Origin of the sequence: Marinobacter alexandrii (genome assembly GCA_039984955.1) — a bacterium.
In the GTDB taxonomy this organism is placed as follows: Bacteria; Bacteroidota; Bacteroidia; order Cytophagales; family Cyclobacteriaceae; genus Ekhidna.
The window spans coordinates 2,363,671-2,387,537 of sequence record JBDWTN010000007.1 but is presented as its reverse complement, the minus strand read 5'-3'; the positions used below and the strand labels follow the sequence as shown (position 1 = coordinate 2,387,537).

At 38.8% G+C, this 23,867-nt stretch carries 22 protein-coding genes; 13 read left to right on the top strand and 9 right to left on the bottom strand.

All coding sequences use genetic code 11. From position 1 onward, the window contains the following. Positions 1 to 4 precede the first annotated feature (4 nt). Positions 5 to 751, top strand: coding sequence for a DUF1835 domain-containing protein (locus ABJQ32_17010; GenBank protein ID MEP5291359.1), 747 nt, complete (start codon positions 5 to 7; stop codon positions 749 to 751). Between the two features lie 63 nt (positions 752 to 814). Here ABJQ32_17010 and ABJQ32_17005 read toward each other — a convergent pair whose 3' ends face one another. The 3 genes from ABJQ32_17005 to ABJQ32_16995 form a co-directional block, all read right to left on the bottom strand. Then, the gene (locus ABJQ32_17005; protein MEP5291358.1) at positions 815 to 1,840 is read right to left on the bottom strand and encodes a hypothetical protein; all 1,026 of its coding nucleotides are present in this window, start codon (positions 1,838 to 1,840) and stop codon (positions 815 to 817) included. A gap of 76 nt (positions 1,841 to 1,916) precedes the next feature. Next, positions 1,917 to 2,603 (bottom strand): SIMPL domain-containing protein, encoded by a 687-nt coding sequence (locus tag ABJQ32_17000; GenBank protein ID MEP5291357.1) that lies wholly within the window; start codon positions 2,601 to 2,603, stop codon positions 1,917 to 1,919. Positions 2,604 to 2,653: 50 nt separating this feature from the next. Then, a complete protein-coding gene (locus ABJQ32_16995) occupies positions 2,654 to 3,862 on the bottom strand; it encodes an alpha/beta fold hydrolase (GenBank protein MEP5291356.1) in 1,209 nt (402 codons plus the stop codon). 80 nt (positions 3,863 to 3,942) lie between these two features. Between ABJQ32_16995 and ABJQ32_16990 the strand changes: the two genes are divergently transcribed. Continuing rightward, positions 3,943 to 4,578 carry a DUF6134 family protein gene (locus ABJQ32_16990; protein ID MEP5291355.1) on the top strand — a complete coding sequence of 212 codons (636 nt, stop codon included), beginning with the start codon at positions 3,943 to 3,945 and terminating at the stop codon, positions 4,576 to 4,578. Positions 4,579 to 4,620: 42 nt separating this feature from the next. Further along, on the top strand, positions 4,621 to 4,974 hold the full coding sequence (locus ABJQ32_16985) for a response regulator transcription factor (GenBank protein MEP5291354.1): 354 nt from the start codon (positions 4,621 to 4,623) through the stop codon (positions 4,972 to 4,974). Positions 4,975 to 4,982: 8 nt separating this feature from the next. On the opposite strand, the gene ABJQ32_16980 is transcribed toward ABJQ32_16985, so the two are convergent. The 6 genes from ABJQ32_16980 to rpmB all read right to left on the bottom strand — a co-directional run bounded on the left by ABJQ32_16980 (position 4,983) and on the right by rpmB (position 10,234). Then, positions 4,983 to 6,884, bottom strand: a complete 1,902-nt coding sequence (locus ABJQ32_16980) for a tetratricopeptide repeat-containing sensor histidine kinase (protein MEP5291353.1) — start codon at positions 6,882 to 6,884, stop codon at positions 4,983 to 4,985. Between the two features lie 17 nt (positions 6,885 to 6,901). Continuing rightward, a complete protein-coding gene (gene ftsY / locus ABJQ32_16975) occupies positions 6,902 to 7,855 on the bottom strand; it encodes a signal recognition particle-docking protein FtsY (GenBank protein MEP5291352.1) in 954 nt (317 codons plus the stop codon). A 91-nt stretch (positions 7,856 to 7,946) separates the two neighbouring features. Then, positions 7,947 to 8,096, bottom strand: a complete 150-nt coding sequence (locus ABJQ32_16970; GenBank protein ID MEP5291351.1) for a DUF4295 family protein — start codon at positions 8,094 to 8,096, stop codon at positions 7,947 to 7,949. A gap of 2 nt (positions 8,097 to 8,098) precedes the next feature. Next, entirely contained in the window at positions 8,099 to 8,281 is a 183-nt protein-coding gene (gene rpmG, locus ABJQ32_16965; GenBank protein ID MEP5291350.1) for a 50S ribosomal protein L33, read from the bottom strand. Between the two features lie 99 nt (positions 8,282 to 8,380). After that, complete coding sequence (locus ABJQ32_16960; protein ID MEP5291349.1) at positions 8,381 to 9,832, bottom strand: aminopeptidase P N-terminal domain-containing protein; 1,452 nt, start codon at positions 9,830 to 9,832, stop codon at positions 8,381 to 8,383. Positions 9,833 to 9,994: 162 nt separating this feature from the next. Continuing rightward, positions 9,995 to 10,234 carry a 50S ribosomal protein L28 gene (gene rpmB / locus ABJQ32_16955; GenBank protein ID MEP5291348.1) on the bottom strand — a complete coding sequence of 80 codons (240 nt, stop codon included), beginning with the start codon at positions 10,232 to 10,234 and terminating at the stop codon, positions 9,995 to 9,997. A gap of 265 nt (positions 10,235 to 10,499) precedes the next feature. Between rpmB and rocD the strand changes: the two genes are divergently transcribed. The 10 genes from rocD to bioA all read left to right on the top strand — a co-directional run bounded on the left by rocD (position 10,500) and on the right by bioA (position 23,867). Beyond that, positions 10,500 to 11,774 (top strand): ornithine--oxo-acid transaminase, encoded by a 1,275-nt coding sequence (gene rocD, locus ABJQ32_16950; protein ID MEP5291347.1) that lies wholly within the window; start codon positions 10,500 to 10,502, stop codon positions 11,772 to 11,774. Between the two features lie 69 nt (positions 11,775 to 11,843). Beyond that, the gene (locus tag ABJQ32_16945) at positions 11,844 to 15,059 is read left to right on the top strand and encodes a PDZ domain-containing protein (protein ID MEP5291346.1); all 3,216 of its coding nucleotides are present in this window, start codon (positions 11,844 to 11,846) and stop codon (positions 15,057 to 15,059) included. Positions 15,060 to 15,307: 248 nt separating this feature from the next. Beyond that, positions 15,308 to 17,086, top strand: a complete 1,779-nt coding sequence (locus tag ABJQ32_16940; GenBank protein MEP5291345.1) for a tetratricopeptide repeat protein — start codon at positions 15,308 to 15,310, stop codon at positions 17,084 to 17,086. Between the two features lie 56 nt (positions 17,087 to 17,142). Then, entirely contained in the window at positions 17,143 to 17,802 is a 660-nt protein-coding gene (locus tag ABJQ32_16935; GenBank protein ID MEP5291344.1) for a response regulator transcription factor, read from the top strand. Positions 17,803 to 17,887: 85 nt separating this feature from the next. After that, positions 17,888 to 18,331: a hypothetical protein gene (locus ABJQ32_16930; protein MEP5291343.1), complete on the top strand. Its 444-nt coding sequence runs from the start codon at positions 17,888 to 17,890 to the stop codon at positions 18,329 to 18,331. A 243-nt stretch (positions 18,332 to 18,574) separates the two neighbouring features. Beyond that, on the top strand, positions 18,575 to 19,624 hold the full coding sequence (locus ABJQ32_16925) for a hypothetical protein (GenBank protein ID MEP5291342.1): 1,050 nt from the start codon (positions 18,575 to 18,577) through the stop codon (positions 19,622 to 19,624). Between the two features lie 259 nt (positions 19,625 to 19,883). Continuing rightward, the gene (gene bioB, locus ABJQ32_16920; GenBank protein MEP5291341.1) at positions 19,884 to 20,873 is read left to right on the top strand and encodes a biotin synthase BioB; all 990 of its coding nucleotides are present in this window, start codon (positions 19,884 to 19,886) and stop codon (positions 20,871 to 20,873) included. Positions 20,874 to 20,882: 9 nt separating this feature from the next. Further along, positions 20,883 to 21,989 carry a pyridoxal phosphate-dependent aminotransferase family protein gene (locus tag ABJQ32_16915; protein ID MEP5291340.1) on the top strand — a complete coding sequence of 369 codons (1,107 nt, stop codon included), beginning with the start codon at positions 20,883 to 20,885 and terminating at the stop codon, positions 21,987 to 21,989. After that, positions 21,986 to 22,594 (top strand): dethiobiotin synthase, encoded by a 609-nt coding sequence (gene bioD / locus ABJQ32_16910; GenBank protein ID MEP5291339.1) that lies wholly within the window; start codon positions 21,986 to 21,988, stop codon positions 22,592 to 22,594. Before ABJQ32_16915 ends, bioD begins: the two co-directional genes overlap by 4 nt. Continuing rightward, a complete protein-coding gene (gene bioA / locus ABJQ32_16905) occupies positions 22,572 to 23,867 on the top strand; it encodes an adenosylmethionine--8-amino-7-oxononanoate transaminase (GenBank protein MEP5291338.1) in 1,296 nt (431 codons plus the stop codon). The genes bioD and bioA overlap by 23 nt, the downstream gene beginning before the upstream one ends.

Sequence of the window (23,867 nt, the reverse complement as noted above, 5' to 3'; positions counted from 1 at the left end):
AATCTTGAAAACCTACCACATTCTCAATGGTGATGCGCTCAAAGAGCAGTTTCCTGTGGATCACCTTCCAGGAGAAATCATTATTGCCAGAGAATGTTTAGTAGAGGGGCCTGTTCAAGCTAAAGAACTGGAAGAGCTGCTCAAGCTAAGGGCAGGCTTTATTGATCAGACTTACGCTCATAGTGATTACCATAAGCATGTATCACCTGAATTTCAGAAAATTGCAGGTCTAGAAAATGGTGACGTAAACCTTTGGTTTGAAGAAGACCTATTCTGTCAGGTCAATTTATGGTTTGTATGCAGTTTACTCTACCTAAAAAATATTCAAGTATCCCTCGTGATACCTAAAAATTCATTGAGGTATGGATTTGGAGGATTGGACAAAGGAGAACTAATACCCACCTTTAATGAAAGGAGAACTTTAACTAAAATCAACGTCAATCAATTTGCAATTCTATGGTTTGCCTATAGAGGTAATGACATTGAAAGACTTCTAAAATTGGGAGTACAAATGCATGCCGATTTTCCCTTTGTGATGAAAGCTATTGAAGCTCATTTTGACAGAATTCCGAGTGAGGACAAACTGGGCCAACCGGAGCAATTAGTCCTCGACATAATGAAAGAGAAGTCTACCAGAGATTTTGGAGTGATCTTTCAAGAGTTTAATAAAAGGGCACCCATCTATGGATATGGAGACTCACAAGTCAAACGGATTTTTGACGAAATTATCAAAAACGCAAGTTTATTGTAATTCTCCAATTGCCCGAGCATAGTCATCTCATTTCTCTGTGACGTAAATCAAGAGAATCCATAATCATTGATCGCAAATACTCTCCTCCAAGAAAACCATAACTTCTGTGAGTTCTTTGATGCCATTAGTGACATCTGGAATCTGATCATCAACACCACATCCTTCCAGCAAGGAATAAAGCACTTCATCTACATTTTTTTTGTATACAATACTTCGAGTCAAATTTGTATTGTCAACAATGTAATACTCCTCAAAATAGATGGCTCCATCCTCATCTGGAGTGAATAACTCATTCACTTCTTTAGCAGTGTTCATGGCGGCCACTGTTGCGTTACCAATAGATTCCCCAAAATCGTCACCTCTTTTTTGGCTTTCTTTTAGACTTCTCCTTGCGGCAGCTTCAGCCGCTTCTTCTGCTACCTCCTCACCCACTTCTTGGATTGCTGTCTTAGTGAAGTTTGTAGTCCCTTCTCGTACATGGGTTGGCTTAGGATTCTTGAAATAGCTGAATCTCCCAGTCGGATTGCCAACAGAAACAAACTGTCTTCCTACTTTGATGTAATGATTATCAGTTCCATTGATGGTTTGAATGACATATACAATCTGACTATTGGCAGCCATATGAATAGTAACTTCATCATTCTCATTCGCATATTTTACTCCTACGGGTCCATAAATTTTAGTCCCGTCATGCTCAGCAGCCTCCCTTACTCTCATTGCTATTTTTCCGGATTTTTCCTCACCATTTTCCAGAAAAACCTTCCCCGAATGGAAGTTTTTGAACGGCTTCTTAAAATCATTCTTCACATCCTTCAGGAGGATTATTCCGTAGAATTTCGCCACTTGATCTCTCGCATATTTTTCCTTTTTCCCACCATTTGGCTTTATTCGAATTTCTACTGTATCCCCATTCAAAACCTTTAGTTGGATCTCCCCTTCTTTACGAGTTCCACTGTTCAACTCTACATATCCTCTTATAAAATTTGTGACAATTGTTTCACCTTTTCCAGAAGACATACGTGAAGCGGCTGTCCACTGTGCGTTGGAAAAGAGTGGGAATAGCATTAAAAGTGTGATCAGTTTTTTCATGACGAATAATTCAGGGTGAACTTCAAGATACGGATTTTTAGTTGGTAGCTAGTTAAATAGCCTCAATAGTATTTAATCACTTTATCTCAAAAACTACCCGAATCTCTGCTCTCACTTTTATCTTCATGAACTCCACTTCAGATTGGTATCCAGAAACATCTGATTCTGCCAAAGCCATATTAGATCTCATGCTCATCATGGGGGCTTGATAGCCATAGTCAATTTCTTGTACTTCAAGAAGACTGCCCAATTCAGCATCAACACTTTCAAGTAAGTAGGTTGCTTTTTCTTTTGCTGCTTTCATAGCTCCAACCTTTACTTTTTTTCTATACTCCTCAATGTCACTATGAGAATAAGATTGAACATTCACATTATTCAATCCTTCCGAATCCAGCATGTCAACCAAGTTGTTCATCTTTTTTAGATCACTTACTTGCAAGATAAAGCTCTTGCTTCCTAAAAAATCGTCCGCCTTTTTCTTTCTCCAATTCCAGTTATATCCGTTAATATTTTCAACACGTAAGTTCTGCTCTGGGACACCTAACTTTTTAACTGATCTTACCAATTCGGATTCTAATTTGTTTAAATCAATCTTATTACCTCCCTTTTTATATTCTTTCAATGTAATTCTTAAGAAGATTTCATCCGGTGTAATTTCAATTTCACTGCTTCCTTTTACTTCGATCGAGCGAACCTTATCTTTTGTCTGGGCCATCGTTCCAAGGCTCACAATAAATAAAAATGCGACTAATAAATTTTTCATAATGCTAATTTTATCATTTAGATGCATCTACGTTTAACATTCCATAAAATTTATTCAAAACTCTCTTCTGTGATGATTTCCGGCTTTCCTTCAAGTGTTTTGTGTACTGGGCATCTATCTGCGATCTCAATAAGCCTTTTGTGTTGTTCGTCTGTTAAATCGCCAGTCACTTTTATTTTTCGAGTAATCTGATCAATCTTTCCTGTACTGCTCTCGCTGTTTTCACCGTCTACTTTGTGGATCTTGTCATGAGTAAGTTTCACTTCCACTTCTTTTAAATCAATTTTCTTAAAATCCGCATACATCCTCAAAGTCATCGCGGTACACGCCCCTAGGCCTGCCAACAAATAACCGTACGGAGTTGGGCCATTGTCATCTCCTCCTACACTTGGTGGTTCATCCGCAACCATTAGATGTTTTCCCGCAATCACTTCTGTTGTATATCCTTTTTCGCCTAAGCGAATCAACACTTCTCCTTCTGGAGCTTCTTCGGAGATGTTTTTATCTAAGTATCTATCCGCCCAATTGGCTATCATCATACCCGCATATTTTGCATCTGCTTCTTTTGTCATCAAATGATCACCTCCATCTAGCGAAACAAAACTTTTGGGATGCTGCGCTTCAATGTAGATTTCTTGCGCATTCTCGATACCTACTATACTGTCTTGCGGGGAGTGAATGATAAGCAGCGATTTCCCCAGGTTTTTTATTGCCCCCCCTCGGTCTCCTTCAATATCGTCTAAAAATTGTTTTTTCATTTTGAATGATCGACCTCCAATATTCACAGTCGCTTCTCCTTTTTCCTCTAGCTCCTTTCGACCGCTATCCAAAAGATGAGCAACATGATCGGGAGTAGACGGGGCACCAATAGTAGCTACGGCCTTCACATTTTCTAATTCACCTGAGACATGTAATACTGCCGCCCCACCAAGAGAGTGGCCAACCATGATTTGGGGCGCCTCATAGTTTTCCTCCAAAAAATGATAAGCATCCTTTAGGTCAGAGATGTTTGAAGAGAAATTGGTGTCTGCAAAGTCTCCTTTACTCTGTCCTAATCCAGTAAAATCAAATCGGAGAATCGCCATTCCTTGTTGCGTAAAAGCCTGACTTACATGATCAACCGATTTAAGGTTTTTCGAACACGTAAAACAGTGCGCAAACAATACGTAAGCTTTGGGACTGCCAATTAAGGGGAAATCGAGTCTGCCGGAAAGTTCTTGTCCATCTGAATTTTTGAAACTAACTTTTTTTAAGCGCATAGGTTGAATGTTTTTAATTTATCTTGGATGTTGAAACCAATTGATTTTTTTCCTGTCATTAAGCTAATGATTTCAACGCATTGAGAAGTTCCATTACCATATTATTTCTTTTGATTATTTGCCAATATGCTACAGGCCAGACATTGCACTATGATGTAGTCAAGGGAAGTAAGAAACTTGGAGACATGACAGTGAAGCGATCTTTATCTGAAAATCGTGTCTATTATGAAATCGACAGTAAAGTCATCTTTAAAGTTTTATTCTCCTTTACAATAGACTATGAATCTACAAGTGAGTATAAATACGGAAAACTAATTAAGGAATACACTCACAATATGTTGAATGGGTCTACACAGAAAAAATCAACCATTTGGTTCGATGGAGAAAAATATACGCTGGATTTAAACGGATCCCGATCAAACATCCATGAAATCATTGAATATTCAGTAGCCACTGTCTATTTTGAAGAGCCTCAGAATGGACAACATGTCTTTTCACCTCAATTTGGTGACTACCTTGCATTTACGAAAATAGGTGAGCATCAGTATGAAATGGAATCACCAGATGGAGAGAATATCTATACCTATACAAACGGAATTTGTTCTGAAGTAAAGGTCAGCAGGGATTTTGCTAATTTTTCTTTCCGTATGACTCCAGAATCATTGAAAGAAGTGCAATCCAAGCAGATTGTTGGAGGATCTCCGGTTGTTGATTGAGAAAATCATTCTTACATTCGTCTTCATATTTAACCAGCTAAGATGATCACCTGTATTGCCATTGATGATGACACTCTTTTTCTCCAATTGATCAAATCATATTTTGAAGAATATGATGAAATGGAGCTTCTAGGAGCTTTTGAAAACCCCGTTGATGGAATAATGCAAGTGGTGAAGCATAAACCAGACCTCTTGTTGATTGATCTGGAAATGCCATACCTAGATGGTTTTGAAACATTAGATACACTCGATAAGAAACCAAAAATCGTAATGATCTCAGCACATGTAAATCAACCGACAAAAGAGAAGATCTTAAAAATAGATAAGTATCTAAGAAAGGTAGATTTCAGTAGTGAAAAACTTAAATCCGCAATAGATAGGGTTTTAAGTGAGTGAAAGCTGAATTAGACGTGGACTTTTGAATCTACTTCAATAGTTTGGTTTTCAAATAGAGGAAGCGTTAAACTAAAAACTGTTCCTTTTTCTCCATTACTCTCCACCTCCATTCTACCATTATTCATTTCAACAAACTCCTGAACAAGTTGGAGGCCTAATCCAAGTCCTTTTTCACCAGCAGTGCCGTATGTTGAACTTTTCTCGTTGAGCTTAAAAAGGCTTGCAAGTTTATCACTTGGTATTCCAACACCATTATCTTTTATAGAAATAATTGCACTCGCTTTATCCATTGAAGCGCTTACTTCCACATAACCTTCTTTGTCTGTAAACTTGATCGAATTATTGATGAGATTTCTAAATATAGTATGAACACTATTGCGATCTACCCACAAATAAATTGGTTGAGAAATAGAGGATGTCATTTCAAGAAGCTTACCTGAAGCCATATTTGAGAACATTTCCAAGATCTCATCTATCATTTCTGTTACATTCACTTTCTCCGGGACATTCGGAAAATGACCTTGTTGTTGTAGGGCCCAATTAAGCAAGTTATCTAGTAGGTTTGAGAGACGTTCAACAGATGTTTCCATGTGATCGGCCATATCTAGCAGTTGGTCAGTGTTCTTCGCTTTCACAAAATGTCGGATCAATTGACTGACACCAAATAATGAGCTCACAGGTCCTCTTAAGTCATGCGAAATAATTGAGAAAAATTTATCTTTTGTCTCGTTGAGTCTCTCCAGCGAAACTGTTTGTCTTTTAAGGACCCGATTGATTTTGATTTTCGATCTGTAATAGACAAAAATCACGATGACAAGAATAGCAAATGCAAAAACCACAACCGTGGCTGTCACAATTACTGACTGTTGATTCTTTCTTTGCGCTTTGAGAAGATCTACTTCAGCCTGTTTTTGAGATAGTTCATAAGCACTCTCTAGGCCTTTGATTCTTGAAAAAACTTCGTCATTTGATATACTATCCTTTAAATTCAAATATCTTTTATGATATCTATATGCTGATACATAATCGTTTTGTTGTTCCGCAATGTTCGAAAGTCTAAGAAGGTTATCTCGTATCTCTGTTTTCAATCCGAATCGTGTTCCAATTCGCATACATGAATCCGCAAAGGTTCTTGCCTCATCCTTATAGCCATTATTTAGATAAATATCTGACATGTAGCCTAGGAAAATACAACTTCCATAGTGATCTCCGAGCTCTTCCAGAGCTTCAATAGAAAGCGCTATGTTAGATTCTGCCTCTTGCATTTTACCTAATTCAGCTTGTACTAGTCCTATGTTACCAAGATTATAAGCTATTCCAGATGGACTATTTCCTATCTGTTCATAAATTAATTTGGAGCTCTCAAAATGGTAGAGTGCCGAATCAAATTGCTTTGTCATATAATACGTATCACCTAAGTTGAGAAGGGTCACTGCCAATAGTGAGCTGTCTGCTTCATTCATCTCTAGAATACTTTTTCTGTAGTACTCAATTGCAGCATCGTAATTGCCTAACAGTGAATATGCATCAGCCAGAGCCGTAGTAGAAGCTATAATGCCTCGGTGATAATTCGCTTCTTCGGAATATTGCCGAGCCTTCATCAAGTCCTCAATTGCAGAATCAAAATTTCCTTGAATACGATGCACCTGACCAATTTGGATATATGCATGATGCATATATTTTTTATTATTAACCTCTTCAGCAGACTTTAGTAGCTCTTCTGCTATTTCTCTTCTTTTCTCAGGCACATTTTCATTTTGCGTGATCCAAACAAGTAATCGAAGACGTGATGTATCGTCTTCATCTATTTTCTGAATAACGGTATAGAGACTATCTGCTATTGATTGATTCTGAGAAAAAACAGAAATAGAGAGTAAAACAAATGTGAAAAAGAAGGCTGGCTTTTTCATTGTGTTCAAAGTAACCGCTAATTCTTGAAAAAGGAATCAACAAATTCAGTCTTATTGAATACCTGTAGGTCTTCTACCTTCTCTCCAACGCCTATGTATTTTACTGGGATTTTAAATTGATCTGATATGCCAATAACTACTCCACCCTTTGCCGTACCATCAAGCTTGGTAACAGCCAATGATGAAACTTCTGTAGCCTTCGTAAATTCTTTTGCCTGAATAAAGGCATTTTGTCCTGTACTTCCATCAAGCACAAGCATCACATCATGAGGTGCCTCTGGAATGAATTTTTGAACTACATTTTTAATCTTAGAAAGCTCATTCATCAAATTCACTTTTGTATGTAATCTCCCAGCAGTATCAATAATGACAACATCGGCATTTTCCTCCTTACCTCTCTTTGCTGCTTCAAACGCTACAGCTGCGGGATCCGTATTCATTCCTTTGGAAACTACGGGTACTCCGACTTTTTCTCCCCACATAATAAGCTGATCTACTGCTGCTGCCCTAAATGTGTCTGCTGCTCCCAAAATCACATTCTTACCCAAAGACTTAAACTGAGCAGCAAGCTTACCTATTGTTGTAGTTTTACCCACTCCATTTACACCCACTACTAAAATGACATAGGGTCCGTCTACGCTAGGCAGATCAAAATCGACAAGATCTTTAGTATTGTTTTCCGAAAGCAAAGAAGCAATCTCCTCCCTAAGAATTTGATTCAACTCCGATGCATTTAAGTATTTATCCTTGGCCACACGATCTTCAATTCGATCAATAATTTTCACCGTAGTTTCAACACCTACATCAGACGTAATGAGTATTTCTTCCAATTCGTCCAGAACATCAGCATCAACAGTGGATTTTCCAACTACTGCTTTATTGAGTTTAGTAAAAAAGTTTTGTTTTGACTTTTCAAGCCCTTTATCGAGCGACTCTTTTTTGTCTTTGGAGAAAAAACTTTTTAGTCCCATTATTGGTCTGGATTAAGAGGTGGTAAATACAAAAAAAGCCACCCTGACATGTTTGTCGGAGCGGCCTTCCCTTCTTTTAGGATTTAATTTTTTACTTCGCTAAAGTGTCTTTTACATCACCTTCAAGAACCATTTCTTCTCGGTAAGTGTAAGATCCGTTATCTCCTTTGATCGCTTTGATCACTTTAGCGTACTTCGCTCCACCGGGTTGCTTAAGAGTTGCTACTACTTTCTTTGCCATGGTTACTTAATTTCTTTGTGTAAAGTATACTTTCTCATGATCGAATTGTATTTCTTCAACTCAATTCGATCTGGAGTATTTTTTCTATTCTTTGTTGTAATGTATCTACTAGTACCCGCAAGGCCACTTTGCTTATGCTCCGTACATTCCAGTATTACTTGAACTCTATTACCTTTCTTCGCCATTTTATTTTGTCTTTTCCAAAAAGGAGTGCAAATGTAGTTGAATTAGTTGATTTTAAAAATGTTAGTTCTGCTAAAATTTACTCACTCCTCTCTTACAAATTATTTACCTTTTTCTAAGTCTGGAAGAACAAAAGAATCTAAAGGACTTGATTGCTTCATCAACTTTTCGATTTCATCACTTTTTCTAGGAGCCAAATCTGAAAGAAGCTCATTCCCATCTTCTGTGATAAGTATGCAATCTTCAATTCTTACTGCTATACCCCACCATTTTTCATCGCATTTAGCGCCTTCTGGAATGTATATTCCTGGCTCAATTGTGATGGCCATTCCAGCCTCCAGAAACTCATAATTTCCTTTATCGTGTACGTCAAGACCGATATGATGCCCAAGCCCATGCGGATAGTAAAGGTGACGCTCATCTACACTTTCAATTATTCCAAGTTCTACCAAGCCCTCGTTAATAATCTTTCTCGCGATTCCAGCGTCCAAATCCCTTCTAACATTCACGCCTGGCTTAGCTGCTTTAATCGCCTCATCTTGGGCTTTATATACCAAATCGTAAATTGCTTTCTCTTCTTTAGAGAATTTTCCATCGACCGGAATAGTTCTGGTCACATCAGCAGTGTATCCATGATATTCTGCACCCAGGTCCATTAAAATCATCTTATCACTGTTTATTTCAGGCTTGTAGTTTTCTATGTAATGAAGAATACAACCGTTATTTCCTTCCCCTACAATGGAAGGATAGCCTTCATATTCTGCTTGATACTTTTTAAATACAAATTCATGAATGCCTTGAACCTCTCTCTCACTCATCCCTGGTCGCATCGCTTTCATTACCTCCGCCTGACCAATACATGAGATGTCTACAGCTTTACGCAATAAGTCAATTTCAGCTTCCGTCTTGATACCCCTCAAATCTTTCATAATTTGATCCAATGTTTCCATATCAAGATTATTCGCCGCTGACTCAATAGTTAAATCACCTTCGGTAGGATAACCAGCCTTTTGTTTGAAAGAAGCGATCAGGTCATATAGATCTCCTTCTGTTTGCGTATCCCTTACATCATCGAAAAAATCATAAAAAAGAACTTTATCAAATGTTGAAAAATCAATATTATAGTCATCAAAATCAGTATTATTGAATGCCTGATTAAATTCTAATTTTTCTTTTACCCCAGCTATCCCCATCCTTCTGCCAGTCCACATCTCAGCCATTGCATTTCTCGGTTGAATGAATATTATTTCATTGAAGTTACCCTCAGGACCTTCTTGCTCATCTTTAAAAATCATTAAAACAGCATGCGGCTCTTTGTAACCTGATAAATAATAGAAATTTGGATCCTGATGATAAATGAAGTCAACATCATTGGCTCGATTTCTTACTGGATTAGCAAAAAACACGGCAACAGAATTTGTAGGCATTTTCTCTCGAGCCAATGTTCTTCGCTCTTTATGGAATGTACTAGTTAAAAAATCATCGGGTTCATTTTGTGCAAATGATCCTATTGAGAGAAAAACTAAAATCAAGGAAAAAAACTTCTTCATCATGTTATTCAAATTTTGGAACAATAAATATAGTCAGGATATAACCGACTACAATCATAGCAATCCAATATCGGCATAATGATTATATGGATGGGAATTAGGTTAAAAAAGAGCAAAAAAAACCCTGACGATATCGTCAGGGTTTGAATTTCTTTTAAATCAATATTAATTGATCACCATCCCGTTTGCTCTTGCTTTCTTTAGCACCGCAGTGATACCATTCTTATTGATTGTTCTAATTGCAGAAGTAGACACTTTCAGTGTGATCCACTTATCCTCTTCAGGGATGTAGAATCGCTTCTTCTGAAGATTCGGATTGAACCTTCTTTTCGTTTTATTATTAGCGTGAGAAACGTTGTTTCCTACCTGTGGCCTTTTACCAGTTATATCGCAAACTTTTGACATCTTTCTATCCCGTTTTCAAAAATGGAGTGCAAATATCGGGATTTGAATTCAATATGCAAACTATTGTTTAACATTTTCATGACTATATGGACAATGTAGACAAGCATTTCCACAACAATAGCCTCGTTTCAGGTGGAATTCCTTCGTAAAAACCATTAAGCCTGCCTCATTAAAGTAATAATCCGCTGATTCCTTTTCCTCTTTCAAATTGTGCCTACGCAGTTAAATTGTTAATCTTGTGGTGAAGATACAAACGGTAAAATATATGACAGAAAACAAGACACTGACAAGTGAGGAATTGATGAAATTGGAAGATAAGCATGGTGCACATAATTACCATCCTCTTCCAGTAGTGCTTGCAAAAGGTAATGGAGTTCATGTTTGGGATGTTGAAGGTAAGCAATACTATGATTTTCTTTCTGCATATTCTGCCGTAAATCAGGGGCATTGCCACCCAGCAATAGTTGGCGCAATGGCTAAGCAAGCTGAAACTCTTACGCTGACATCCAGAGCATTTTATAATGATGCACTAGGACCTTATGAAAAGTTCATAACTGAGTATTTCGGTTTTGATAAGGTACTCCCTATGAATACAGGAGCAGAAGCTGTAGAAACAGCGATCAAGTTGTGCAGAAAATGGGCCTATGAGAAAAAAGGTATCGCTGAAAATAAAGCTCAAATAATTGTTTGTGATAACAATTTCCATGGCAGAACAACTACAATTGTTTCATTTTCTAATGATCCAGTTGCAAACAAAAACTTTGGCCCTTTCACTCCTGGGTTCACACGGATTCCTTACAATGATTTGGAGGAACTAGAAAGAGCTGTTCAAGGCGAGAATGTAGCCGGGTTTTTGGTGGAACCTATTCAAGGAGAAGCAGGGGTTTTTGTGCCTGATGAAGGATACATAAAAGCTGCTAAGGAAATTTGCCAAAAGCATGGTGTATTGTTTATAGCTGATGAAGTGCAAACAGGGGTAGGAAGAACCGGAGCTTTACTTAGAGTTTGTGGTGACTGCTCTTGTGAATCTCATTGTGAAAAACAGTCTACATACACTGAGCCTGATATACTAATATTAGGAAAAGCGCTTTCAGGAGGTGCCTACCCTGTATCGGCAGTACTTGCCAATGATGCCATCATGGAAGTTATTAAGCCTGGTCAGCATGGTTCAACTTTTGGGGGTAATCCGGTAGCAGGAGCTGTTGGAATTGCCGCATTAAATGTGATTCGAGATGAGAAATTGACCCAAAATGCTCGTAAGCTTGGGAACATCTTTCGAGATAGAATGAACGCCATGATTGCGAAAACTGATCTTGTCAATTTAGTAAGAGGGAAAGGTCTTCTGAATGCAATTATTATCAATGACTCGGAAGACAGCTCAACAGCATGGGATATTTGTGTTCAACTAAAAGAAAATGGTTTGCTAGCCAAGCCAACACACGGCAACATTATTCGATTTGCGCCTCCATTGGTAATGACCGAGGAGCAGCTGCACGAATGCTGTGATATCATTGAAAAAACGATTTTAAACTGGAAATAACCCACTTATAAAGTTCTCTTTGTGATGATCTAAGCTTTAGGCTAACTTGATAGTCTAACCTAAAGAATCATGAAGAGAATTTTTTTTATCTCCCTTTTGACGCTGTGTACATCAAGCATTTTTGCGCAAGGCACTATGCTGCTTCGTCAGCCTACCGTCAGTCAATCTCAAATTGTTTTTGTTCATGCCAACGACCTTTGGGTAGTAGATCGAGAAGGAGGAAATGCAACCAGACTTACCTCTTCTGAAGGAGCAGAATCATTTCCACATTTTTCGAAAGATGGAAAGTGGGTTGCTTTCAGTGGCCAATATGATGGTAATACAGATGTATTTGTTGTATCCGTTGATGGCGGAGCTCCTAAAAGATTAACCTATCATCCAGGTGCTGATAGGGTTCAAGGTTGGTCCCCTGATGATGAAGTGATTTTCGCTTCTACTAGAAAAGGACAACCAACAAGACTTAATAAGTTCTATTCCGTAAGTGTGAATGGAGGCTTTCCCAAAGAGCTATCAATTCCAAGAATAGCGTACGGTGAAATTTCTCCAGACGGGAATTATGCTGCTTATACTCCCATTACTTCATGGGACCCGGAGTGGAGAAATTATCGTGGTGGTCAAGCCATGCCTATTTGGATCTTGAATCTCAAAACCAATGAATTACAACGAACTCCCCAACCAGATAAAGAGAGACATCTGGATCCTGTCTGGTATAAAAACAAAATCTATTTCCTTTCCGAAAGAGACTATACCAGCAACATATGGTCCTATGACTTGTCTACTAAAAACTATACTCAAGCTACTTTCCATACACGATTTGATACTAAAAGCCTAGATGCTACCGACGATCTCATCGTGTATGAACAAGGAGGATATCTTCATTCGCTTAACCCGGAAACCGGAGATAGAAAACAGCTAGAGATAACAGTCAATGGAGATTTAAATTGGGCTCGAGAAAGATGGGATGAAGCCTCAGGACGACAATTACAAAACGCATCACTATCCCCAACTGGCCAGCGTACATTATTTGAATACCGAGGTGAAATATTCACTGTGCCTAAAGAAAATGGATCATGGAGAAATATCTCAAAATCAACCTTTGCAGATCGCTCTCCAGTTTGGTCTCCAGATGGACAGGAAATCGCCTGGTTCTCAGATCGATCCGGCGAGTACCAGTTAGTGATTAGTGATCAATATGGAAATACAATCAAAAAGACCTATCCACTACCTAATCCCACTTTTTACTTTAGGCCTGCATGGTCTCCTGATGGGAAATACATAAGTTATACTGACACAGATTTTAACATGTGGGTATTGAACCTGGAAAGCGGAAAAGCAACGAAGGCAGATACCGAGCGCTATGCACATCCAAATAGGTCCTTAAATCCAGTTTGGTCTCCAGATAGTAAATGGATTGCCTACGTAAAACTGACAGATGCGCAGTTTAAAGTAGTGAAAGCATACAATGTTGTCTCCGGAAAAATTATGAACATTTCCGATCATATGGCTGATGCATTGGAACCTGTGTGGGATGCTTCAGGGAAGTACTTATACTTCCTTGCTAGTACAAATTGGGGATTGAATACTGGCTGGTTGGATATGAGTTCCTATAACATTCCGGTCACCAGAGGACTCTATGCCGCAGTTTTATCAAATTCCGATAAATCTCCTCTTGCTCCTAAAAGTGATGAAGAAATAAAAGAAGACGATAAAAAAGAAGATACTGAGGAAGTAAAAGTGAAGATCGATGAGGGCGTTCTGTCAAGAATTGTTGCACTGGATGTTCCTCAGCGTAACTATTCTGCTTTGGTTTCAGGGCCTGAAAATTCTGTTTTTTATATGGAAAATATTCCAAATCAAAACGGAGTAACACTTCATAAATATGATCTTGAAAAAATTGAATCTTCAGAGTTTATGTCTGGAATTCAATTTGCAGAAACCTCTTCTGATAAAAAACAACTTCTCTATCAATCTAGTGGGGATTGGGGGATCGTAAGTACGGGTGGTAAAAGTCAAAAATCTTCCGATGGTCGATTGACGATTGACATTAAAATGAAGGTAAGTCCAACAGAGGAGTGGCAGCAAATCTATCGTGAAGCCTGGAGATATCAGCGCGATTTTCTGTATGTAAATAATCAACATGGAGCCCCTTGGGATGACATTTACGAGTGGTACAAGCCCTGGGTCAGCCATGTAAAACACAGGGAAGATATGAATTACATCATTGACATTCTTGGCGGAGAAATAGCTGTCGGTCATTCCTACACTCGAGGTGGGGACTACCCCGACATAGATCGTGTCCCGATTGGCCTATTAGGTGCAGATTATACCATTAAGAATGGAAATTATCAGTTCAGTAAAATATTTACTGGGGAAAATTGGAACCCCGACCTTCAAGCTCCCTTAGCAATCCCTGGCCAAGAAGTCAAAGAAGGAGAATACCTTCTAGAAGTAAATGGAGTACGATTGGATGACACGAAAAATTTATATGACCTGTTCGAGCAGACTTCAGGCAAGGTCACTCAAATAAAAATCAGCAGATCTACAAATATTGGTGATGCAAGGACTATAAATGTAGTCCCTGTACGTAATGAAAATGGGTTAAGATCTCGAGCGTGGATTGAGGACAACAGAAGGTATGTTTCTGAAAAAACAGATGGCAAAATAGGATACACTTATGTTCCAAATACAGGAGGGGGAGGTTATACCTCTTTCAACCGATACTACTTTTCGCAGCAGGATAAGCAAGGCATGATCGTCGACGAGCGAAATAATGGTGGAGGATCAGCTGCCGACTATATGGCTGATGTCATGAATAGAAAGCTTTACGGTTATTTCAATAGTAAAGTAGGTGATCATAAGCCATGGACCACTCCTATGTCTGCAGTTTGGGGTCCAAAAGTGATGATTATCAACGAAAGAGCAGGATCTGGTGGGGACCTTTTACCTTATCTGTTTAGAGCAATGGACATTGGCACTTTAGTAGGAACCAGAACATGGGGAGGGCTTGTAGGTACGTGGGATACTCCTCCATTCATAGATGGTGGGCGAATGGTAGCCCCTCGTGGAGGGTTCTTTGATGCGAACGGAGAATGGGCTGTGGAAGGTGAAGGTGTTGCGCCTGATATTGAAGTAATTCAAGAGCCAAAACTGGTTCTACAAGGGAAAGATCCTCAACTCGATAAGGCCATTGAGATTGCACTTGAAAAGCTTACGACAGAAAGCATTGAATTGAAAGACGAGCCAGCGCCTCCTATTAGGTCAAAAAGAGCTACAAAGAAAGATTGATAGTTAAAAAACCCTCTAATTCCTTAGAGGGTTTTTTCTTTTAGAACAATGAGTCTACCCAGTCATAGACATCATCCCACCAACTGCTCTCCTCAACAACCTCCTCTGCGCCTGGAGCTGATGATGATTTAACTTATAGAAGTAAACAAATTCATTTTAAAAAGCTCGTTAAAAATAGTCGTCTTATCATATCGCTGATTAAACGAAAACAATTTTTATCGATCAGGAGATTTTTACAAATTAGTCACATGAAATTGCCTGCCTTAGCATTTCTTATTTGTATCACTTTTTCAGTTCGCTCACAAATTAGCCTTTCAAAAAACTCATTGGAAGAAATTGTGGATGCACAGCTGACGTGCGACAGTACACTTCTGCTGCTTAACCGTCTAAACATTGACAAATCGGATGCTTCATCTTTAAAGGCTGAAGCAATTCTTCAGTTAGGATTAGCACACTACTGCTTGGGACAATTCGAACCTGCCTTGGAGCAATATCAAAGATCATTAGACATATTTAAGTCGCTTAATTCAAAAGAAAAGCCGGCCGAAATTCTTAACCTCATAGGCACTTTGCAGAAGAAGCAACAAAACTTCGATTTAGCCTCAGACTACTTTTTGGAAGGTCTGAAATATGCTAATGAGAAAAATGATTCAATAGGTATTGGAAATAGTCTCAATAATCTCGGAGTACTCCATTTTCAAAAAAATGAGCTAGAAATATCATTAGACTATTACCTAAGATCTACAAAGGTAAAGTTCGCAATAGGAGATACTATCGGGCTCAGCTATAATTATGACAACCTTGGAATGGTGTATACACAGCTAGCCAAGTATGATAGTGCACAACACTATTTTGAATTAGCTGCAAAATATAAGCTCATTATAAAAGATGAAGTGGGGTATGCTATTGTAAAAAATAATATTGGGGAGATGCTACTCGAAATAGGTGAAACCAATCAAGCTGAAACTTATTTTGAAGAAGCACTGAACGTTGCGCGGAAAGTGTCTTTTCCCGACTTTGAAAAGCATGTTTTACAAATGCTCTCATTGGTAGAAGAACGTAGAGGCGAATATGCTAGTGCGCTAAAATATTATAAGGATCATGTAAAAGTAAAAGACAGTCTTTTTAACGAACGAAAAAGTCAGCAATTAGCAGAGGTTGAGACTAAATATCAGACAGAAAAAAAGGAAACAGAAATACAAACTCAGAAAGCGGAGATCAAACAAAAAAACACTCAATTAATCGGCTCAGCAGCAATTATTCTCTTGTTGATATTCCTTTTCATTCAATTCAAACAGCAGATGAAACTAAAATCTGAAAAGCTCAAAGAAGAGAGTCAAAGAATAGCGCGTGAAGCAGAAATAACAGCAACCATTTCCTCACAGGAAAAAGAACGCTCACGCTATGCAAGAGATTTACACGATGGGTTTGGGCAAATGATTTCACTACTCAACATGAACCTTAAAAATCTTGAGGAAGGTGCCAAACCAGATGAACGCCAAAAAGTTTTTGAATCATCTTCTCAAGTCATAGAAGAAATGTATAAGGAATTAAAAAACATTTGTTTTGACCTTATGCCGCAAACATTGATTCAAAATGGTCTTAAAAGTGCATTCGAGGAGTTTACTGGGCGCATCAATCAATCAGGAAAAGTGTTTGTGGAGCTTGATGTTTTTGGCTTAAACAAGCGTTTAACCGAAATTCAGGAGGTATCACTTTATCGTATTTCTCAAGAATGGATCAACAATATATTGAAGTACTCCAATGCTGATAAAATAACACTTCAGATCACAAAAGATGATCACGAGATAACGCTGCTCATTGAGGATAATGGTATTGGATTTGATAAATCTCTACTCACCTCAGGGAAAGGGAATGGATGGAAAAATCTGAACACTAGAACCAACCTCATTAAGGGTGAATTAGATTTAGAAACACAACCTAAGAAAAAAGGAAATACGTTGATCATCAATGCCCCAAGTAAGATTAGTTTATCAAAAAAAGAAAATACCCTGGAAATGGTATAGTATTAATCCTCTTTCAAAACCTTCTTTGATTCTGAGAATTTTAAGATCAAGAAAGAATGAATTTACTATCTTTCATCAGAGGAGATAAATCCGCCAAAATGAAAATATTTCTTACTGATGATCACGCCATATTATTGGGTGGTCTTGTGAAAATTCTTTCTAGCGAAGATGTATTCGAAGTAATTGGAACTGCTGGTTCTGTTCAAGAAACACTGGATTCCCTAACCCGAAAGAGTCCCGATCTTTTGATTACAGACTATAATTTGCCCGACGATGATGGGCTTACACTGGTTCGAAGGGTAAAACAAAAATACCCTTCCGTCAAAATCATTGTGCTAAGTATGCATGATGAAGCACATTTAATCAAAGAGATCCTAAAAGAAGGAGTGGATGGATACATTCTAAAAAAGGACTCTCATGAGGAATTGATCAATGCCGTTCGAGCCGTAAAAAATGGTAAAGTCTATCTAAGTTCGGATGTCAACACCATGCTAATGAGAGGGTTAAATGGCACTGGGGAACAAAAACTTCTGACTGACCGTGAACGAGAAATTCTTAAGCTAATCTCCAAAGAGTATACAAACAAGCAGATGGCCGAAGAGCTATTCATAAGTGAACGAACGGTAGAGACTCACCGCAAAAACATCTTCAGAAAAACAGGTACCAATAACTTAGTTGGACTCATAAAATTCGCTTACGCTAACAATTTGATCTAAAATACCGTCAACTACGTACGCAGAACCCCCATTGCCACTGATTCATTTCATCAAATAAGAATTGATTTTTGACATTAAAAAATCAATGAAAAAAATAAATCTTATTTCGACCTTAATAATCTGCTCAATCTCCTTCCTGAGCTGTGAAAAAGAGGAGCCATTCGTTTGTGAAAAAAACGCTGTAGTCAAACTTTCCGAACAAGAGTGTGCATTTGCCAGAATCACGCGCACCAGTGGCGGAAACGATATTAACGGATTTGAAATGGGGATTGGATGGAGTACTGGAGGATTGGATCTTTTTATCAGATCCTCTGCCCCTTTAGAGGAAAAAGTTTATACACTTCAAGATGGCGCAAGCTTTTGGTTTAATCAATTAAATAGAACCGATGGAACCATCATTGAAATTACTACGCTCGACAAAGAGAATAAAACGATATCAGGGACTTTTGCAGTATTCGGAGAAGGCAACAGCAACTCCCAGGCTTACGAATATTCAGCCTCTGGTTCTTTTACTGATGTCCCTTATTGACACTTTCTAAGAAGAAGGTCCAAGTGGACTCCTTTCAATTGTGTACGTGAAGAAAATTGACCAATTCAATAGTGAGTTGCGAAGATTCTATCTGAATTAAAAGCATGACTTCATAAGTCCTCACAACAAGAGGACTTTTTGTTTCTACGGGTTTCATGGTATACGAAAATGCCTCTTGAATGGGATGGAATCTACCTCGTTATATCTCGAATTTTGAGTCACACAAATCAAAATTTATCCGTCATGAAAAAAATTTATTTAATAGTCTCATTTTTTGTTCTAGGAAGCTCATTGTTGATTGCTCAATCATTCGATGATTTTGAACCAACCAAAGGAGTCGGAGCATATGGTCAGAAAAAACTAAAAGATGCTCCAAAAAGAGTCTTTATAGCAGAATTTTTCATCAACTATCAACTAATGTACAGTGCCGCAGAAGTTGCTAGAGGAGGTTCTGAGTTTGGTGGAGGATACAGAGGCGATGCAAGAGTTAGCTTAACGCTAGGAATTCCCGGAATATCTCAAGAAAGATTACAAGAAAGTGTAGATAAGCTGTATAAAGAATATACCAACAAATTAAAAGCCGCGGGTTTTGAAATTATTTCCCCAGATGAAGTTGCCCAAACGGAGTATATGGCAGAATGGAGTAGAACAAAAGGAGGAACAATTAATGAAGCTCAAAATCCTGGCTATCTATTGGTTACTCCTACCGGATATGAATTCTTTTACAAGAAAATCAAGAAAGATGGTAGAGGTAAAAACACATTCTTAGATTATACTCCAAAACTATCGAAAGCACTTAATGGAGCAATAATTGCTAAAGTAAATCTAATCATCCCAGTATTTGAAGACGGAGAATCTCAATTCAGTAAGACCGCTGCTAAAACAGCTGGAGGAGTCGCAAAAGTAGTAGCAAAAGCTAATTTTAGAATATCTCCAAATGAATGGATCACGACTAAAAGCTTAAAAGGGGGCTTTCCAATCACTTCATATTGCAATTTTGGTCATACAGAGAGTATGAAAAAGCAAGGGTTTGCAAACTATGCCATAAAAAAGCCAGTCGAAATTGAAGGCGTATTCGATCCAAAGAAAAAATATAAGGCAGTAGAGTCAGCTCAAACTAAAATGTCTGGAACAAATATGGGTTCATTCACCATTTTCAATGTTGATGACAGAGAGTTAAACCGTGTTCAAGCTGTAGAGTGTGACGAAGACAAATTCATCAATGGTGCCTATAATGCTTCCAAAGTATTTGTTATGAAATCGTTGAATGGTTTTCTTGAATATGCAAAATAGATAGTTGACTAATTCAGCGTATTACAAATCATCGTGAGAGTGGTTTGTGTATTAACCCCTAATAGAAAAGCTGTTAGGGGTATCTTTATTTAGCTATAAGCGTAATCTTTTTATATCATTCGTATCAAAACAGTTTACACTTTGTTTTACCTCGATACTCAATCAGCCAAAAATTAGAATTATTTCACTGACTCCTTATCTTTATGTATGATCGAGTTGATTTGATCTATTATTGCAGCTCGAATAAATAATCTATTTTATGGCGGAAGTAAGACACAACTGGACATTAGAAGAAATTGCAGAAATCTATAATAGACCACTGCTCGACCTAGTATTTGAAGCTCAGGTAGCTCACAGAAAATACCATAATCCTCAAGAGGTGCAGGTCAGTAGTCTTATTTCCATCAAAACTGGGGGGTGCCCAGAAGATTGCGCTTACTGCCCGCAAGCTGCGAGGTACCATACCGACATCAAAGTGCACAAACTGATGGAAGTAGATGAGGTAAGAGCTCAAGCTGAATCTGCCAAAGCAAATGGCGCTTCAAGAATGTGTTTAGGAGCTGCCTGGAGAGAAGTCAGGGATAACAGTGATTTCGATAAAGTATTGAACATGGTGAAAACGGTGAACAGTATGGATATGGAAGTATGTTGTACTCTGGGAATGGTCTCAGAAGACCAAGCTAAAAAATTAGCTGATGCTGGATTGTATGCCTACAACCACAACATTGATACATCAGAAGCTTATTATGATGACATCATCAGCACAAGAGAATATGACGATCGATTAAAAACCATTGATAATGTGAGAAAAGCGAAGATCACTGTTTGTTCGGGCGGTATCATTGGCATGGGTGAGTCAGCAGAGGATAGAATGGGCATGCTACTCACATTAGCCAATATGGATGTTCATCCAGAGTCAGTTCCTGTAAACGCACTAGTACCTGTCGAAGGAACTCCACTAGCAGAACAGCCAAGAGTAGCGGCACATGAGTTGGTGAGAATGATTGCAACTGCTCGTCTAGTAATGCCAGCCTCTGTCGTAAGGCTGTCAGCTGGAAGAGAAGGAATGAGCTTGACCGAACAAGCCTTATGCTTTATGGCTGGCGCAAATTCGATTTTTGCTGGAGATAAACTACTTACGACTCCCAACCCAGACTTCAATGACGACAAAGAAATGTTTAATCTACTTGGATTGCAACCAAGAGAGGCTTTCAAATACGACAAAAAAGAAGCAGAAGTAGAAGCTTAAATAATTTGGATGAATAGCTATCAAAAGGCACTCCAAGAAAGACAAAAGCAACATCTGTTGCGAACTCTTCCCCTCCCACCAGAGGGGATTGATTTTTATTCCAATGACTATTTAGGATTCGCTAAATCCAAAGAACTATCAAAATCGATAGATAAAGAAATCCAATCTTCCGATTGTACAAATGGTGCCACAGGTTCGAGACTACTCAGCGGAAATTCTGATTATGCAGAGCAGGTAGAACAAAAAGTTGCTGACTTTCATCAAGTAGAAAGCTCTTTGGTTTATTCCTCAGGTTACGCGGCAAACCTTGGACTAATCTCCTGTTTAGCAACCAGAGAAACGACACTTATTTGCGACGAGCTTATTCATGCCAGCCTGATAGATGGCGCTCGTTTAGGAGTATCTAAAAAAATTAAATTCAAGCATAATGATGTTGAAGATCTCAGCGCAAAACTTCAAAGCTGTGATGGTCAAAAATTAGTCATAGTAGAATCGGTATACAGTATGGATGGTGATATCTGCCCTCTGGAGGAAATAACCAATATATGCGAACAGTTTGAAGCGATGTTGATTGTAGATGAAGCTCATTCAATAGCAGTTTACGGTGAAAAAGGTGAAGGACTTACTCAAGCACTAGGTCTAGAGGAAAAAGTCATGGCAAGAATTGTGACCTATGGAAAAGGTCCAGGAATTCATGGGGCGGCAGTTGTTGGGCCGATGTGGCTTAAAGATTATCAGGTAAATTTTTCTCGTTCATTAATCTTCTCTACTGCTCCAACTGGACATCATTTTGCAGCTATCTCTGCATTTTATGATTATCTCCCCTATGCAACGAGTGAAAGAAAAAAGCTTCAAGATCGCATCAATTACTTTATTGAACAGAGAAAGGAATCTACTTTAGACTGGCTCGATTCCCCGTCTCAAATTCAATCATTGATTATTCCTGGAAATGAAAATGTGATCGCCATAGGTAATCAGCTAATGGACGCTGGAATAAATGCACTGCCCATTAGGAAACCGAGTGTCGCAGAGGGGTCTGAACGAATTCGTTTTTGCTTACATGCATACAACACCCAGGAAGAAATAGATTTGCTATTTGAAATCTTGAATAAATGAAAGATCAAAGATTTATCGTAGCAGGAATAGGCACAGATACCGGAAAAACAGTCGTATCGGCAATCCTATGTGAAGCACTGAAAGCAGATTACTGGAAACCCGTTCAGGCAGGAGATTTAGAAAACACCGACTCTCACAAAGTACAACGCTGGTCACCAAATACTACTGTTCATTCAGAAGCCTATCGGTTAACCCAGCCCATGAGTCCGCATGCTGCTGCATCTATTGACAATGTTCATGTAGATGAAGCTGAACTCAGCATACCAGAAACCAAGAATAGGTTGATTATTGAATTAGCAGGAGGCTTAATGGTCCCTATGAGAGAGGACTATTTGAATATTGACTGGGTTGCCAAAACAGGACTCCCAGTAGTCTTAGTTTCCAACTATTACTTGGGCAGCATCAACCATACATTGCTTTCACTCAATCTACTTAAGCAGCAAAATATTCCTTTGTTAGGCATCATTTTCAATGGACAGAAGAATCCGTCTACCTTTGATGTGATCATGAAAAGAACGGGAGCAAAGTGTCTACTTGAGATCGAAAAAGAAGAATCAATCATGCCAGAAATCATCCGGAAGTATGCAGCAAGACTCAAACTTTGATTCAAAACTTCTAGAGTTTGACAGAGATCATATCTGGCATCCATATACCTCTCTGACGAACCCCCTCCCCGTCTACCCTGTAGTCTCAGCTCAAGACGTCAGGTTAACGCTTTCTGATGGGCGTGAACTGATAGATGGAATGTCTAGCTGGTGGACCGCTATCCATGGCTATAATGTTCCAGAATTGAATGAAGCCGCTAATGACCAATTAGGTAAAATGGCGCATGTAATGTTTGGTGGCATAACTCATGAACCTGCCAGCAAGCTTTGTCAAAAATTAGTTGAAATAACTCCAGCAGGATTAGAAAAAGTCTTCTTAGCTGACAGTGGATCTGTCTCTGTAGAGGTCGCTATGAAAATGGCTATCCAATACCAGCATGCTCAAGGACACCCTGAGAAGAATAAGTTCATGACTATTCGCAATGGATACCACGGCGATACCACAGGAGCTATGTCTGTGTGCGATCCAGATGGAGGTATGCATCATCTATTTTCAGATTTCTTGCCAAAACACTTTTTTGTAGATCAGCCAAAAAAATCGTTCGGTGAAAAATATGAAGAAGAGGAACTGGAACACCTCACCCAGTTTTTCCGCCTAAACTCTCCTAAATGTGCAGCCTTCATTCTAGAGCCGATTGTACAAGGAGCTGGCGGTATGTGGTTCTACTCACCTGATTACCTTAAGAAAATCAGACAACTCTGTACTAAGTATGATTTACTCTTGATTGCAGATGAAATAGCAACGGGCTTTGGACGAACTGGGAAGCTATTTGCCTGTGAGCATGCAGAAATATCACCCGATATCATGTGTGTCGGTAAGGCACTTACTGGTGGCTACATAACTCTAGCTGCTACATTGACGACACAACATGTTGCAGAAACAGTCTGCAATGGAGAAGCAGGCGTATTCATGCATGGCCCTACTTTCATGGGGAATCCCTTGGCATGTGCTATTGCAAATAAGAGTCTGGAGTTGCTTTTCAACTCAGATTGGGAAAATAGGGTCAGTAATATTGAGCGACAGCTAAAAAGAGAGCTCATGCCTATTGCCAATGCGCTCAATGTTAAAGACGCACGCGTACTCGGTGCGATTGGAGTCATCGAAATGAAAGAAGCGGTTGATGTCCCAAAAGCACAGAAATTCTTTGTAGAAAATGGTGTGTGGATTCGTCCGTTTAGAAATCTGATCTATATCATGCCCCCATATGTTATTAGAGAAGAGGATTTATCAAAATTAATTAAAGTGATGGCATCACTTATTCAGCGTATTTAA

Bases quoted from the DNA above. Each gene is read 5' to 3' on its own strand.
- ABJQ32_17005 (MEP5291358.1), bottom strand. From the start codon at position 1,840: ATGAAAAAACTGATCACACTTTTAATGCTATTCCCACTCTTTTCCAAC.
- ABJQ32_17000 (MEP5291357.1), bottom strand. From the start codon at position 2,603: ATGAAAAATTTATTAGTCGCATTTTTATTTATTGTGAGCCTTGGAACG.
- ABJQ32_16995 (MEP5291356.1), bottom strand. From the start codon at position 3,862: ATGCGCTTAAAAAAAGTTAGTTTCAAAAATTCAGATGGACAAGAACTT.
- ABJQ32_16985 (MEP5291354.1), top strand. From the start codon at position 4,621: ATGATCACCTGTATTGCCATTGATGATGACACTCTTTTTCTCCAATTG.
- ABJQ32_16980 (MEP5291353.1), bottom strand. From the start codon at position 6,884: ATGAAAAAGCCAGCCTTCTTTTTCACATTTGTTTTACTCTCTATTTCT.
- ftsY (MEP5291352.1), bottom strand. From the start codon at position 7,855: ATGGGACTAAAAAGTTTTTTCTCCAAAGACAAAAAAGAGTCGCTCGAT.
- ABJQ32_16970 (MEP5291351.1), bottom strand. From the start codon at position 8,096: ATGGCAAAGAAAGTAGTAGCAACTCTTAAGCAACCCGGTGGAGCGAAG.
- rpmG (MEP5291350.1), bottom strand. From the start codon at position 8,281: ATGGCGAAGAAAGGTAATAGAGTTCAAGTAATACTGGAATGTACGGAG.
- ABJQ32_16960 (MEP5291349.1), bottom strand. From the start codon at position 9,832: ATGATGAAGAAGTTTTTTTCCTTGATTTTAGTTTTTCTCTCAATAGGA.
- rpmB (MEP5291348.1), bottom strand. From the start codon at position 10,234: ATGTCAAAAGTTTGCGATATAACTGGTAAAAGGCCACAGGTAGGAAAC.
- rocD (MEP5291347.1), top strand. From the start codon at position 10,500: ATGACAGAAAACAAGACACTGACAAGTGAGGAATTGATGAAATTGGAA.
- ABJQ32_16945 (MEP5291346.1), top strand. From the start codon at position 11,844: ATGAAGAGAATTTTTTTTATCTCCCTTTTGACGCTGTGTACATCAAGC.
- ABJQ32_16940 (MEP5291345.1), top strand. From the start codon at position 15,308: ATGAAATTGCCTGCCTTAGCATTTCTTATTTGTATCACTTTTTCAGTT.
- ABJQ32_16935 (MEP5291344.1), top strand. From the start codon at position 17,143: ATGAATTTACTATCTTTCATCAGAGGAGATAAATCCGCCAAAATGAAA.
- ABJQ32_16930 (MEP5291343.1), top strand. From the start codon at position 17,888: ATGAAAAAAATAAATCTTATTTCGACCTTAATAATCTGCTCAATCTCC.
- ABJQ32_16925 (MEP5291342.1), top strand. From the start codon at position 18,575: ATGAAAAAAATTTATTTAATAGTCTCATTTTTTGTTCTAGGAAGCTCA.
- bioB (MEP5291341.1), top strand. From the start codon at position 19,884: ATGGCGGAAGTAAGACACAACTGGACATTAGAAGAAATTGCAGAAATC.
- ABJQ32_16915 (MEP5291340.1), top strand. From the start codon at position 20,883: ATGAATAGCTATCAAAAGGCACTCCAAGAAAGACAAAAGCAACATCTG.
- bioD (MEP5291339.1), top strand. From the start codon at position 21,986: ATGAAAGATCAAAGATTTATCGTAGCAGGAATAGGCACAGATACCGGA.
- bioA (MEP5291338.1), top strand. From the start codon at position 22,572: ATGCAGCAAGACTCAAACTTTGATTCAAAACTTCTAGAGTTTGACAGA.